Genomic DNA, 13,750 nt, shown 5'->3' with positions numbered 1-13,750 from the left:
AGTTATCTATTAATGCAATAAAACAGGGAGAATGTAATGGAGAAAAAAATAGGATATACACAGGGAACCTTTGATATGTTTCATATAGGACATCTGAACCTGATCAGAAATGCAAAAAAACATTGCGATTATCTGATTGTCGGTGTGAATGCGGATGATCTGGTAGAGTCATATAAAAACAAAAGACCGATCGTTCCGCTGGAAGAAAGGGCAGAGATTGTACGGGCCATCAGATATGTTGATGAGGTGATCGTGACGACAACCCTGGACAAAAAGCAGGTATGGGAAAAAGTCCACTTTAATGAAATCTATATTGGAGATGACTGGAAGGGCAATGCACGTTGGGAGAAGACTGGAAAAGAAATGGAAGAACTGGGCGCTAAGCTGGTATTTCTGCCATATACCAAAGATACATCCTCAACGATGCTTCGTGAGAAATTAAAAGAATTCTAGGGAGCCAGATATGAAAAAAAGAATAAAAAAGAAAATAAAAAAACTGAAAAAATCCATTAACAAGATTAACAAGGTCAGAGTTCAAAAGGGAAGAAAAGCCATGTTGCAGGAGACATGGGCAACTGTGACCTATGGATTATATGATAATCGCAAGATCAGACGCCTTAAGAAATTCCCCCCTGCACTTGTAGAGAATAGAATGCTCTTTGAAACAAATGATGATTTTACGGATAATGGTCGTGCTTTGTTTGACTATCTTATTGAGAAAGGATACAACCAAAAGTATGAGATTGTATGGCTGGTCCATGAACCGTCTAAATATAAAGAATATCAGTTTGAAAATGTGAAATTTGTGCAGAACTTTAAGAAAGGTTCCACGATCCGAAGAGCAGAAGCATATAAATATGCACTGACATCAAAATATATTTTTTACACCCAGGCTTTTAACTGGATTGGTATGTCGAGAAGAAATCAGCTCTTTATCGATCTCTGGCATGGCTGTGGTTACAAGGCAAATAAGAACGGGCGTAAGGTTTTCTTTGATTATTGTCTGGTACCGGGGAACATTTTCATTAAGACCAAAATGGAATTTTTTGGATGTACTTCCAAAAAACTGCTCTCGTTTGGATATCCCCGTTATGATATGATGCTTAAGGGCAGTGAACGTGCAGATGAATATAAAAAGAAACTTCTGAAGGAAACAGACAGCGAGAAACTGATCCTGTGGATGCCAACCTACAGACATGCTTCCAGTGAGCGTCTGAACGAGGAAACCTTAAATAATGAATTCAATATTCCTATCATTGATGATGCAGATAAGCTTCTGGAACTGAATAAGTTCTGTAAGGAGAATCATATTCTTATTGTTATCAAGAAGCATTACCTTCAGGTACCTTATGATTTTGGTGAGAATGTCCTTACCAATATTGTTTATCTGGAGAACGGAGATCTTGCGGATAACGGACTGCAGCTTTATGAGTTTATCAACTGTTCGGATGCGCTGGTTTCTGACTATTCTTCTGTTGCGATTGATTATCTGCTGTTAGACAGACCGCTTGGATTCACACTGGATGATTATGAGGCTTATACGGAATCCAGAGGATGGGTGTTTGATGATCCGCTGGAATATATGCCTGGCGAACATATGTATAATATGCAGGATTTTGAGAATTTCATCCTGGATATTAAAAACGGAAAAGATAATTATAAAGAACAGCGTGCCAGTGTAAGAGCAAAAACACATAATGTGTGTGACAATTACTGCCAGCGTGTGTTGGATTATTTTAACATTACAATGTAATGATATTATAGCAATTCCATAAATCACTGCAAACAATCCAGTCCATCATAGCGTGAAGTCCTGCGTCAGATATCTTTGCCGTGCGTCAGCACGCCTGCAGATATCTTCCTTGTCCTTCACACTCTGCTGAACTGTCTTGATTGCATTATTTTATGGAATTGCTATAGGATACAGATATCAGAAAGTCATAACAGGAGAAAAAGATAAATGAAAATATGTATTTGGTGCACCAAGATATTTGATCTTGGCGGAACTAAGCGAGTTGTCACACTTCTTGCGAATGAACTTGTAAAAGAGCATGATGTGACGATCATGGTATATCAGGACAGATTTAAAGAAGACCGGAATATGTATCATATGAGTGAGGATATCAAGGTTGACTTTATTGATAATAATGAGTTTGTCAATCGACATCATACACCGGCTTTCTGCTGGCGTTATCTTGTTCAGAAACTGAATGCCAAATATGGGATTTTTAATAAAGAAAAATATAATGATATTCTGGCAGATGCGATTTTCCCGAAAAAGACCAGAGAAAAATGGGTAAAATATTTAAATGAGCAGAATTATGATATTATTATCACAACTGCAAGTTTAAGCCTTCGTCTGGGTATGCTGGCGCCGGAGCTGAATGCAAAGACAATCGGATGGCAGCATAACTGTTATGCCGGATATCTTGATGTTCCTAATGTCGTATTCTGGAAACAGGAATGTCTGCTCCAGGAATATCTGCCGAAGCTGGACAGATACATTGTTCTCAGTGACTATGATAAGCGCGATTACAAAAAATTTCTGGATATTGATACAGAAGTTAAAATTAATCCCCGAAGCTTCGTGAGTGAGAGAAAATGCGACCCAAAATCCAAGCGTTTCCTTATGGCTACACGATTTGTATATGCCAAGGGTCTTGATCTGATGATGGAATCTTTTGAAGAGTTCTGTAAGCAGGATGATGAATGGCAGCTGGATATTATCGGAGCCGGTGATCTCTGGAATCAGATTGTGGCGGATGCAAAGAGACGTGGTATTGAGGACAGAGTTAATTTTGTCGGTTATACAAATGAGCCGGAGAAGTATTATCTGAATTCTTCTGTTTTCCTTCTTCCGTCCAGGTGGGAAGGATGGCCGATGGTTATCATGGAAGCCTTTGAATTTGGTCTTCCTGTCATCGCATTCCATACAGGAGCGATGGATCTGATCATCGATGATGGAAAAACAGGATACCTGCCGGAAGCTTTTGATACAAAGAAATTTACAGATGCGATGCTGAAGCTGGCACATGATGAAGAACTCCGCAGAGAGATGTCCAGAAATGCAATCTGGAAATCTGAGGACTTTGCCATTGAGAAGGCAGTTAAAGAGTGGAATCGTCTTTTTAATCGTGTAATGGGAATCAAGACCTTTTATATGAAAAATGAAGAACAGATTCTGGAGTGCAGGGAGAAATATCCGCTTAGAACCAGCTATGCCGAGTTTGTAAAGGAATACCAGATAAGAGATAATACAATTCTTTATGAAGCTTTTGGCGGACGTGGTATGATCTGTAATCCTTATGCTCTGTTTTTGTATCTTCTTGAAAAAGAAGAGTATCAGGATTATACCCATATCTGGGTGCTTGAGGACTTCGAGGATAACAGAAAACAGATTGAAAAATACGAACAATACCCGAACGTGCGATTTGTAAAATATAAATCAAAGGAATACTGTAAGGAACTTGCGACAGTGAAATATCTGGTAAATAACGTAAGCTTTCCAAGCTATTTCCTTAAAAGAGAAGGTCAGGTACTGATCGATACCTGGCATGGAACTCCTCTGAAGAATATGGGATTTGATATTCCGGGAGCAAATATTTCTCAGGGAAATACAGCAAGAAATCTGCTCAGTGCAGATTATATAGTTTCCTCCGGACCTTATATGACAAAGACAGCATACAAAGATTCGTATAAAATGCAGAATCTGTATGAAGGCACAGTGCTGGAAGAGGGCTTCCCGCGTAATGATAAGCTTTTTGACAGTGACAGAGCAGAAGTGATACAGGAACTTAAGGATTGCGGAGTGGACGTAAAGGAAGATAAAAAGATTATTCTTTATGCACCGACATGGAGAGGCGAACAATACAGCCGTCCGGATACAGATTTGCAGGATGTCTATAAGCTGATCAATGTAATGGAGAACAGTATAGATACAAATGAATATCAGATATTTGTCAAGCTTCATCAGATCGTATATCACTATATGAAAGAGAATGCCATGGAACCTGGTGATGCGCAGACAAAATTTATTCCTGCAACAATGGATACAAATGAGATTTTGTCAGTGACAGATGTACTGATTTCTGATTATTCCAGTATTTTTTATGATTTCATGCTGACAGGAAAACCGATTCTGTTTTATGTGCCGGATGCGGAGAATTTTGAAGATTACAGAGGTCTGTACTTCGGATTTGACAAACTTCCGGGACCGGCAGTGTCTACCCCTGAGAAGCTTGGTGAACTTCTGAAGGATCTTCCGGGAGTGGCTGCTTCCTGTAAAGAGAAGTATGAAAAAGCAAGAGAACAGATATGTCCGAGAGATGATGGAAAAGCATGCAAACGTATAGCAGAAGTCCTGCTTGATGGAAAAGAACCGGTAAATCCGATATATCTGAATCAGACAGATAAAGTAAAACTTCTGGTATATGCAGGAGATTTCAGTGATACACAGGAGACAAAGGCATTCTATGAATTTCTGAACAAAGTGGATTATGAGCATTTTGATGTGACGTTGATCGGGAATGGTGCAAAAGAAGAGGAGTCTTCTGAGAAACTGGATAGTCTGCCAAAAGAAATCAGGGTTTTATACTGGAAGCGTTCCTACCCGGCTACGGACGAAGAATATGTATGTCATAAAAAGTTTATGAAATCTAAGAAAACAGAAGTGCCGGAGATGCTTCTGGATTTTTACAGGCGTGAGCTTCGCAGGATGATTGGAATGTCAAAGTTCGACTATGCTCTGGTATTTACTGATATGAAGAAGTTCTTTCCTGCAATGTCAGGGGCTCTGGATGTGAAGCAGATATTTAATATAGAAAACTGGCAGAATTTGTTGAAGTGTTAAAGTTTCATTAAAGCTTCACAGACGGATCAGAACCTCATTGGAAAGAGGCGGAAAACGGTATATTTTAAAAGATATGTAAGGCAGTCTGGCAGGTATTGGGCCAGGCTGCTTTTCTGAATACGGATCTTGAATTATCATTTTATGGACGCAGATAATTACGCATGGATTTCAGTGCATTTTTTTCGAGACGACTGACCTGTGCCTGGGAGATGCCGATTTCCTGAGCTACTTCCATCTGCGTCTTTCCTTCGTAGAAGCGCAGTTCTATAATATGCTTTTCGCGGCTATTTAGTCTCTGCATAGCTTCGCGGAGAGCAAGATTTTCAATCCAGCGTTCTTCTTTGTTTTTTTTGTCACTGATCTGATCCATGACATAAAGAGTATCACCGCCTTCTGTATAGACCGGTTCAAAGAGACTCACAGGATTTTGGATAGCATCAAGGGCATATACGATCATTTCTTTTTCGATACCAATTTCCTGTGCAATTTCGGTAACTGTAGGTTCTTTCAGGTGCTGCTTCATATAATTTTCGCGGGTATAGATTGCTTTGTATGCAATATCACGAAGAGAACGGCTGACACGGATACTGTTGTTATCCCTGAGATATCGCCTGATTTCGCCTATGATCATTGGAACTGCATAAGTGGAAAATTTTACCTGTAAAGTGGTATCAAAGTTGTCAATGGCCTTGATCAGACCAATACATCCGATCTGAAAAAGGTCATCGGCATTTTCGCTGCTGTTCTGAAATCGTCGTATTACGCTGAGAACAAGACGTAGATTTCCTTTAATGTACAATTCACGTGCCTGTTCATCGCCGTTTTTGATCCGTCTGAACAGTTCCGCTTTTTCTTCTGCTGTAAGAACAGGAAGTTTCGACGTATTGACTCCGCAGATTTCAACTTTGTTCAGTGCCATCTTATTGAATCCTCCTTATTATCTCTGGATGTAAACCGACTATTCGCAGATATGAGCCAGGATCCTCCGAAATCATTTCAGGAAATAAAAAAAGGACAGTGGCTGCCGAATAGTTGTCATATACTTCAGTAAGAATGATTCTCATATAGCAGTGGATTTATACTTTGACCGGGAAAATATAAAAAATATAGGTCCTTGACAATTCTCTGCGGTGAAATATCAGCCTTTATGGAAACATTTTTCTTCGTCTATTTTCACAAGGATGATATCGTCCCCGATCTGGCTGATACATTCCCAAGGAATGATATATTCATTATCACGTCCGAACAGGCAGCAGAATCTTCCGGGGCCTGGAAGTATAAGGGCAGTGAGTTGACTGCTTTTGCAGTCAAATTCCGCATCAATGGGACATCCGAGACTGCGGCAGGTACAGATATTAATTACTTCTTTTTGCTTTAATTCACAGATTTTCATAAATCAGATACAGTCCTTCCGGTTAAAATCAGACTGTCGTGCCAATGCTTTCAGAATCTGATATGCGTTTGATAACAATTTATGTATTTTTGCAAAAATTTATGCAAGTCCTTTTATTGACACCTTAAATAGAAATACAGTATAATAAAACTATATATAACTGTTTGTATTTGTGTTACTGAGAATGAAGTGAACAGTAACGTATTTGTAGCCGTTTAACCGAATCAAGTATATAGTACATAAGCAGAAAACAGTAATACGAATTAAAGGGGGACGTCATATGAAGTGTCCATTTTGTAATCAGGATAATACGAGAGTAGTTGATTCCAGACCGGTAGAAGATACCAATTCTATCCGTCGCCGTCGTTTGTGTGATGCCTGCGGAAGGAGATTTACCACATATGAAAAGGTGGAAAGTATTCCGCTTACTGTGATCAAAAAAGATCAGAACAGAGAACAGTATAATCGCAGTAAAATTCAGTCGGGAATTCTGAGAGCCTGCTATAAAAGACCAATATCCATAGATAAGATTGAAGAGATGATGGATGCCATAGAGGGAGAAATCTTTAATACCGAAGAGAAAGAGATTTCCAGCACCAGAATTGGTGAGATCGTTATGGAACATTTGAAAGATCTGGATGCAGTTGCTTATGTACGTTTTGCGTCTGTATACAGAGAATTTAAAGATGTCAGTACTTTTATGGACGAGCTGAAGAAGTTTATGAATTAAATAAGAGTTTTGTGTGAACAGTAATGTATGAATGCTCTGTGTGAAAGGATTTACGGGCAAATATAAAGAGCCGACGAGAATAATATCCCGCCGGCTCTTTATGTGTATTTTTATGGGGGTAATTAACTAAAATAAATTAAACAATACCCTGAGCGATCATAGCATCTACAACTTTCTCGAAGCCTGCGATATTAGCGCCTGCAACATAGTTGCCTTCCATATCATAACGCTTGGAAGCATCATCAACTTTATGGAAGATATCAACCATGATCTGATGAAGTTTTGTATCAACCTCTTCTGCTGTCCAGGAAAGTCTTGCAGAGTTCTGGCACATTTCAAGTGCGGAAGTAGCAACACCACCGGCATTAGCTGCTTTACCAGGCATAAATATTACACCGTTTGCCATAAGGTAATCAGTTGCCTCGCGGGTAGTAGGCATATTTGCACCTTCTGCAACATATTTGCATCCGTTTGCAATAAGGATCTTAACAGCATCAAGGTCAAGTTCATTCTGAGTTGCGCATGGAAGATAGATATCACATTTGATGTTCCAGATACCTTTTCCTTCTGTATAAGTAGCGCCTTCTACGCGATCTGCGTATTCTTTGATACGTCCACGTTTTACTTCTTTGATATCTTTAACTATGTCAAGTTTGATTCCTTCCGGATCATAGATATATCCGTTGGAGTCGCACATAGCAACAACTTTACCGCCAAGTTCGGCAGCTTTCTCTACTGCGTAGATGGCAACATTACCGGAACCTGTTACGATGAGAGTTTTACCGGAGATTGTGTCGTTTTTAGCTTTAACCATTTCGTTCAGCATATATACAAGACCATATCCTGTAGCCTGTGTACGGATCAAAGATCCACCGTAGGAAAGACCTTTACCTGTGAGAACACCCTCGTATAATCCGCGGTTTCTCTTGTACTGTCCGTACAGATAACCAATCTCACGTCCGCCTACACCGATATCACCTGCAGGAACGTCCATGTCAGCACCGATATATTTGGAAAGTTCTGTCATAAAGCTCTGGCAGAATGCCATAACTTCTCTGTCAGATTTTCCTTTAGGATCAAAGTTTGAACCACCTTTACCGCCACCGATCGGAAGACCTGTAAGGGAGTTCTTGAAAATCTGTTCGAAACCTAAAAATTTAAGGATTCCCTGGTTTACTGACGGATGGAATCTTAAACCACCTTTGTATGGTCCGATCGCACTGTTGAACTGTACACGATAACCTTTGTTTACCTGTACAACACCTTTATCGTCTACCCACGGAACTCGGAAAGAGATGATTCTTTCAGGCTCAACAAGACGTTCCAGAATGGAAAGCTTGCGGTATTTCTCTTCATTTTTGTCGATTACGACTTTAAGGGAGTCTAAAACTTCCTTTACTGCCTGATGGAATTCAGGCTCATTTGGATTCTGTGCTACGACTCTTTCGTATACTTCTTCAGTATAAGACATTATGATTTCCTCCTCGTCCATCGTATAATTATTTTTTAAATCGACGTTATTATACACTAAAGTGTTACAAATGGAAAGAGCCAAATGAAAATTTTTTTATGAAAATTTTTTGAACAAAATTTGTACTTGCGAAATGGCGCCAAGTATGAGAAAATGTTAAAAATCATCCATACAATTTATAGCAATTTCTAAAAAATACAGTATATTTATAAAAACTGCGTAAATTCGCACTGTACGTTTCGGTTCTTATATTGCCATGTATCCGTAAGAAACTGCAAATGGAAGTTAAAAAACGCTCGCAGGACAGTAGTGCGTGAACAGTAAGCGGTAATCTGATTTTTTCTATTCAGAAACAGAATATATAAGATGTAGACCGAAAGAGAAAAAAATGCTATAATATTTACAGAGATGTGCATCTACAAATTGTTGCGATGACAGAAACGAGGAGGGAATCATTATCGAGAGAATTGTGAAGAAAGGAGATTTATTACATGGCGGGATTTAAAACCAAAGTAACACCTGAAATTGAAAATCTGACGGAGGTTTGCAAGGAACATACAAGTCTGGATCTTTCTCTGTATGCAAAATATGATGTGAAGAGAGGTCTTCGTGATATTAATGGAAAAGGGGTTCTTGCAGGCCTGACTCAGGTTTCTAATGTGAAAGCCACAAAGATTGTTGATGGCAAAGAAGTTCCATGTGCTGGAAGTCTTTCCTACAGAGGATATGATATCAAAGATCTTACCAGGGGATTTATCGAAGATGACAGATATGGATTTGAAGAAGTTACCTATCTTTTATTATTTGGCAGTCTTCCGGATAAGAAACAGCTTGCAGATTTTACACAGCTTCTGGCAAATCAGCGGTCACTTCCTACAAATTTTGTGCGTGATGTTATAATGAAGGCTCCGAGCAAGGATATCATGAACGGGCTTTCCAGAAGTGTGCTTACTTTATATTCTTATGATACCAACCCTGACGATACATCATTGCCGAATGTGCTCAGACAGTGTCTGAATCTGATCAGTGTATTTCCGCTTTTATCTGTTTATGGATATCAGGCTTATAACCATTATATTAAAGATAAAAGTCTCTATATCCATAATCCGAAGAAAGAACTTACCACAGCAGAGAACATTCTGAGAATGCTTCGCCCGGATAAGAAGTATTCACATCTGGAGGCAAAGATCCTGGATATTGCGCTTATCCTTCATATGGAACATGGCGGAGGTAATAACTCTACATTCACAACTCATGTGGTTTCTTCATCAGGAACTGATACATATTCTGCGATTGCCGCAGCACTTGGCTCATTAAAGGGACCAAAGCATGGCGGTGCCAACATTAAAGTTGTCAGGATGTTTGATGATATGAAGAAGGAAGTTAAGGACTGGAAGGATGAAGACGAGGTCCGGACATATCTGAAGAGACTTCTTCATAAAGAGGCATTTGACCGGAAAGGACTGATCTATGGAATGGGACATGCGATTTATTCAGTGTCTGATCCGCGAGCTGAAGTTTTCAAGGCATATGTGGAAACTCTGGCAAGGGAAAAAGGCAGAATGAAAGATTATGCCCTGTATTCTATGGTGGAACGTCTGGCACCTGAAGTAATTGCAGAAGAGCGTCGTATTTATAAAGGTGTAAGCGCCAATGTAGACTTTTACAGCGGTTTTGTGTACAGTATGCTGGATCTGCCACTGGAATTATATACACCGATGTTTGCAGTTGCACGTATCGTAGGATGGAGTGCGCACCGTATGGAAGAGCTCATTAATGCAGATAAGATCATCCGTCCGGCATATAAGAATGTTCTGGAACCGGCAGTATATGTTCCTCTTAATGAACGCTGATCATAATGATTCAGTATTTCGGGGACAGCGTACTGTCAGACACTTATCGCTGATCTTGTTTTCAGAAAAATATAAATAAAGGAAATGACTACGGATGTTTAATTGCTTTTTTCCGGATGAATATCTGGATTCGACCTATGTGATAAACTTCGATGATCTGTATGCGCAGGGATACAGAGGACTTCTGTTTGATATAGATAATACTCTGGTACCTCATGGTGCACCGGCAGATGAGAGAGCATGTGCGCTGTTTGCACATTTGAAGGAACTTGGATTTAAATGCTGTTTTCTGTCAAACAACCAGTACGAGAGAGTTTCTTCTTTTAATGATGCGATAGGAGCGCAGTTTATCGAGAATGCACACAAGCCTTCAACAAAAAATTATATCAGGGCAATGGAACTTCTTGGGACAGACAGAAGTAATACAGTTTTTATAGGAGATCAGCTCTTTACTGATATATATGGTGCGAAACGCACAGGAATCCGGAATATTCTGGTGAAACCACTCAATCCGAAAGAAGAGATTCAGATCGTATTGAAACGATATCTTGAAAGAATTGTACTATATTTTTACCGCAAAGAGGAGGGGAATTCATGAACCATATTGTTATCATAGGATTTATGGGTTCAGGTAAGACAAGAGTAGGAAAACGGCTGGCAAAAGATTTCAATCTTCCTTTTGTAGACGTTGACCGCGTAGTATCAAAGAAGATGAACCTTACAATGAAAGAAATCTTTGACAGATTCGGAGAACCATTTTACAGAGCTCTTGAGACAACTGTGATCAAGGCACTGATCGATGATCCGGAGCAGAAGATCATTTCTCTTGGTTCCGGTCTTCCGATGCAGGAACAGAATGAAAAATATATTAAAAAACTGGGAACTGTAGTATATTTGAAGGGATCTTATGCAACATTGAAGAAGAGACTGGAAAATTCCAGCAGCAATCCTCTGATCGAGGGAGAAGACAGAGAAGATAAGATCAGGAAACTTCTTAAACAGCGTGATCCGGTTTATGCGAAGTTTGCAGATGTTGAGATGATCACAGGAGATAAGCCGTTTGAGGATCTGATTGCTCAGCTTGAAGAAAAATTAAAAACATGTGTAAAAAATAGTTGAAAAAAACAGCAGAATATTATAAAATTAAATAAGAGTGTGTCACAAAACTGAGAAAAGCATGAGAGGGACACACACTTTGAACGGCTGTTGTTGTCAAAAGACACAGCATTGCTGAACTGTACTATTAAGGAGGAAATATAACTATGATTTCAGCAGGTGATTTCAAAAACGGTATCACACTTGAAATTGACGGAAACGTATGTCAGATCGTTGAATTCCAGCACGTAAAACCAGGAAAGGGTGCTGCTTTCGTAAGAACAAAATACAAAAACATTATTACAGGAGCAGTTCTTGAGAAATCTTTCCGTCCAACAGAGAAATTCCCGGCTGCACGTATTGAGCGTGTAGATATGCAGTATCTGTATGATGATGGTGATCTGTACTACTTCATGAACGTAGAGACATACGATCAGGTTGGTCTTACAAAAGATCAGGTTGGAGATTCTCTTAAATTCGTTAAAGAGAACGAGATGGTTAAGATCTGTTCCCACAACGGAAATGTATTTGCTATTGAGCCTCCTCTGTTCGTAGAACTTGAAGTTACTGAGACAGAGCCGGGATTTGCCGGAAATACAGCACAGGGTGCTACAAAACCAGCTACTGTAGAAACAGGTGCACAGGTTCAGGTTCCGCTGTTCGTTAACCAGGGCGACAAACTGAAAATCGATACAAGAACAGGAGAATATCTTTCTCGAGTATAATCAGGATGAAACCAGTTGTTTGTTTTGTCTGATCGACAGATGTAAAGAGATAAAAACTGCCATCGGTAAGATCCGGTGGCAGTTTTTTATCTCTGATTGAAAATAGGAGAAAAAATATGGAATATGTAACGCTTGGAAAAACCGGTCTCAGGGTTTCCAGAATGGGCCTTGGCGGGATACCGATCCAGAAAATTGATGCGGAAGGAACAAAGACACTGCTGCATAAGCTGGCAGACCGGGGAGTAAATTATATTGATACAGCCAGAGGATATACGGTCAGTGAAGAATATCTGGGATATGCACTGGAAGGTATCAGGGACAGATTTATAATTGCCACAAAGTCCATGGCACGTACAAAGGAAGCCATGGCTGAAGATATTGAGAAGAGTCTTCATAATCTTCGTACAGATCATATTGAATTATACCAGGTGCATAATCCGAGTATGGAACAGCTTGATCAGGTGCAGGCGGCCGGTGGTGCCCTTGAAGCACTGCAGGAGGCAAGAGCAGCAGGAAAAATCGGACATATTGGTCTGACCGCTCATTCTGTTGAGGTTTTTGCCCGGGCTCTGGAGCTTGACTGGGTGGAAACTATTATGTTTCCATATAATATTGTAGAGAGTCAGGGGGAAGAGCTGATCTCAAAATGTGAGGAGAAAAACATCGGCTTTATTGATATGAAACCTCTGGCCGGTGGTGCAATTGAAAATGGAACGCTGGCATTGCGTTATGTCTGTTCGAATAAGAACGTTACTATTGTGATCCCGGGAATGGCGGAAGAGAAGGAAATCGAGGAGAATATAAAGGCCTGTCTTGATGATTCCCCGTTAAGCGAGAAAGAACTGGAGGAAGTTCAGACAGTACGGAATCAGCTTGGCACAAATTTCTGCCGCAGATGTAATTACTGTGCTCCATGCAGTGTGGGAATCGATATTTCGGGTGTGTTCCTGTTCGCAGGCTATCTTAACCGTTACGGGCTGGGAGACTGGGCAAGAAACCGTTACAGTTCTCTTGCGGTGAAGGCTTCCGCCTGTATAGAATGCGGCAAATGTGAAACCAGATGTCCGTACCATTTGCCAATCCGCGAAATGCTGAAAGAATGTGCACAACAGTTTGGTGAATAAAAAACATCCACAGGGAATTACCCTGTGGATGTTTTTTATGGACCTGGCGGGAATTGAACCCGCGTCCGAAAGCCTATTCATTAAGGCATCTCCCATCACAGTCGCTGTTTTAACATTCCCTTGGATGTACGCCCACCGACAGGCTTACAACCTTAGTAGCTTCATGATACATCTACCGGGGCAAAGCTTACCCGGCAAGGTTTCTCACATGGTCGACGTCAGATTCCTGAAGTGTGAGTGCATCAGGGCTGACGAGCAGCAATTAGGCTGCTAACGCGTACTGTTCGTCTGCGTTTATATTTAGTTTCCCGGTTGGTACGCAGTCTGGGAGTCTGCGGATGGCTTCCCCAACTTCAAAGCCCCCGTCGAAACCAGTACAAGCCCTGAAAATGAGTCTGCAACGCTGTTTTTTCATAAAACAGCACTGGTGATGAGACGAAAGCACTTTTTAATATTGATATATCATTCATTATATAAGATATATCGACTGATTAACAGTATAGAAATAAA

General features: G+C 40.2%; 12 protein-coding genes and 1 other RNA gene. 9 read left to right on the top strand and 4 right to left on the bottom strand.

The features are described 5' to 3' along the window. Positions 1 to 36: 36 nt before the first annotated feature. From NQ550_RS11845 to NQ550_RS11835, 3 genes are all read left to right on the top strand, one after another. Positions 37 to 453 carry an FAD synthase family protein gene (locus NQ550_RS11845; protein WP_008703533.1) on the top strand — a complete coding sequence of 139 codons (417 nt, stop codon included), beginning with the start codon at positions 37 to 39 and terminating at the stop codon, positions 451 to 453. Positions 454 to 463: 10 nt separating this feature from the next. Next, a complete protein-coding gene (locus NQ550_RS11840) occupies positions 464 to 1,753 on the top strand; it encodes a CDP-glycerol glycerophosphotransferase family protein (RefSeq protein WP_025577092.1) in 1,290 nt (429 codons plus the stop codon). A gap of 207 nt (positions 1,754 to 1,960) precedes the next feature. Next, on the top strand, positions 1,961 to 4,849 hold the full coding sequence (locus NQ550_RS11835) for a CDP-glycerol glycerophosphotransferase family protein (protein WP_025577091.1): 2,889 nt from the start codon (positions 1,961 to 1,963) through the stop codon (positions 4,847 to 4,849). A gap of 139 nt (positions 4,850 to 4,988) precedes the next feature. On the opposite strand, the gene sigG is transcribed toward NQ550_RS11835, so the two are convergent. Both sigG and NQ550_RS11825 read right to left on the bottom strand, forming a co-directional pair. After that, positions 4,989 to 5,768, bottom strand: a complete 780-nt coding sequence (sigG, locus tag NQ550_RS11830; RefSeq protein ID WP_008703529.1) for an RNA polymerase sporulation sigma factor SigG — start codon at positions 5,766 to 5,768, stop codon at positions 4,989 to 4,991. A 219-nt stretch (positions 5,769 to 5,987) separates the two neighbouring features. Then, a complete protein-coding gene (locus tag NQ550_RS11825; RefSeq protein ID WP_008703528.1) occupies positions 5,988 to 6,242 on the bottom strand; it encodes a YlmC/YmxH family sporulation protein in 255 nt (84 codons plus the stop codon). A 280-nt stretch (positions 6,243 to 6,522) separates the two neighbouring features. Here NQ550_RS11825 and nrdR point away from each other — a divergent pair, with 280 nt between their 5' ends. Further along, on the top strand, positions 6,523 to 6,972 hold the full coding sequence (nrdR, locus tag NQ550_RS11820) for a transcriptional regulator NrdR (protein ID WP_008703527.1): 450 nt from the start codon (positions 6,523 to 6,525) through the stop codon (positions 6,970 to 6,972). Positions 6,973 to 7,108: 136 nt separating this feature from the next. On the opposite strand, the gene gdhA is transcribed toward nrdR, so the two are convergent. Continuing rightward, positions 7,109 to 8,443, bottom strand: a complete 1,335-nt coding sequence (gene gdhA, locus NQ550_RS11815; RefSeq protein WP_025577090.1) for an NADP-specific glutamate dehydrogenase — start codon at positions 8,441 to 8,443, stop codon at positions 7,109 to 7,111. Positions 8,444 to 8,934: 491 nt separating this feature from the next. Between gdhA and NQ550_RS11810 the strand changes: the two genes are divergently transcribed. From NQ550_RS11810 to NQ550_RS11790, 5 genes are all read left to right on the top strand, one after another. Beyond that, positions 8,935 to 10,296 carry a citrate/2-methylcitrate synthase gene (locus NQ550_RS11810; protein ID WP_008703524.1) on the top strand — a complete coding sequence of 454 codons (1,362 nt, stop codon included), beginning with the start codon at positions 8,935 to 8,937 and terminating at the stop codon, positions 10,294 to 10,296. Positions 10,297 to 10,390: 94 nt separating this feature from the next. Next, positions 10,391 to 10,894, top strand: a complete 504-nt coding sequence (locus NQ550_RS11805) for a YqeG family HAD IIIA-type phosphatase (RefSeq protein ID WP_008703523.1) — start codon at positions 10,391 to 10,393, stop codon at positions 10,892 to 10,894. After that, entirely contained in the window at positions 10,891 to 11,415 is a 525-nt protein-coding gene (locus NQ550_RS11800) for a shikimate kinase (RefSeq protein WP_025577089.1), read from the top strand. The genes NQ550_RS11805 and NQ550_RS11800 overlap by 4 nt, the downstream gene beginning before the upstream one ends. 143 nt (positions 11,416 to 11,558) lie before the next feature. Then, positions 11,559 to 12,116, top strand: coding sequence for an elongation factor P (gene efp / locus NQ550_RS11795; protein WP_008703519.1), 558 nt, complete (start codon positions 11,559 to 11,561; stop codon positions 12,114 to 12,116). Between the two features lie 116 nt (positions 12,117 to 12,232). Further along, entirely contained in the window at positions 12,233 to 13,240 is a 1,008-nt protein-coding gene (locus NQ550_RS11790) for an aldo/keto reductase (protein WP_025577088.1), read from the top strand. Between the two features lie 35 nt (positions 13,241 to 13,275). Here NQ550_RS11790 and ssrA read toward each other — a convergent pair. Continuing rightward, positions 13,276 to 13,624, bottom strand: a transfer-messenger RNA (tmRNA) gene (gene ssrA, locus NQ550_RS11785). Positions 13,625 to 13,750 lie beyond the last annotated feature (126 nt).

The organism is Blautia wexlerae DSM 19850 (assembly GCF_025148125.1).
Taxonomy (GTDB): Bacteria; Bacillota; Clostridia; order Lachnospirales; family Lachnospiraceae; genus Blautia_A; species Blautia_A wexlerae.
This window is presented reverse-complemented; position numbering and strand designations above follow the sequence as displayed.

Bases quoted from the DNA above. Each gene is read 5' to 3' on its own strand.
- NQ550_RS11845 (WP_008703533.1), top strand. From the start codon at position 37: ATGGAGAAAAAAATAGGATATACACAGGGAACCTTTGATATGTTTCAT.
- NQ550_RS11840 (WP_025577092.1), top strand. From the start codon at position 464: ATGAAAAAAAGAATAAAAAAGAAAATAAAAAAACTGAAAAAATCCATT.
- NQ550_RS11835 (WP_025577091.1), top strand. From the start codon at position 1,961: ATGAAAATATGTATTTGGTGCACCAAGATATTTGATCTTGGCGGAACT.
- sigG (WP_008703529.1), bottom strand. From the start codon at position 5,768: ATGGCACTGAACAAAGTTGAAATCTGCGGAGTCAATACGTCGAAACTT.
- NQ550_RS11825 (WP_008703528.1), bottom strand. From the start codon at position 6,242: ATGAAAATCTGTGAATTAAAGCAAAAAGAAGTAATTAATATCTGTACC.
- nrdR (WP_008703527.1), top strand. From the start codon at position 6,523: ATGAAGTGTCCATTTTGTAATCAGGATAATACGAGAGTAGTTGATTCC.
- gdhA (WP_025577090.1), bottom strand. From the start codon at position 8,443: ATGTCTTATACTGAAGAAGTATACGAAAGAGTCGTAGCACAGAATCCA.
- NQ550_RS11810 (WP_008703524.1), top strand. From the start codon at position 8,935: ATGGCGGGATTTAAAACCAAAGTAACACCTGAAATTGAAAATCTGACG.
- NQ550_RS11805 (WP_008703523.1), top strand. From the start codon at position 10,391: ATGTTTAATTGCTTTTTTCCGGATGAATATCTGGATTCGACCTATGTG.
- NQ550_RS11800 (WP_025577089.1), top strand. From the start codon at position 10,891: ATGAACCATATTGTTATCATAGGATTTATGGGTTCAGGTAAGACAAGA.
- efp (WP_008703519.1), top strand. From the start codon at position 11,559: ATGATTTCAGCAGGTGATTTCAAAAACGGTATCACACTTGAAATTGAC.
- NQ550_RS11790 (WP_025577088.1), top strand. From the start codon at position 12,233: ATGGAATATGTAACGCTTGGAAAAACCGGTCTCAGGGTTTCCAGAATG.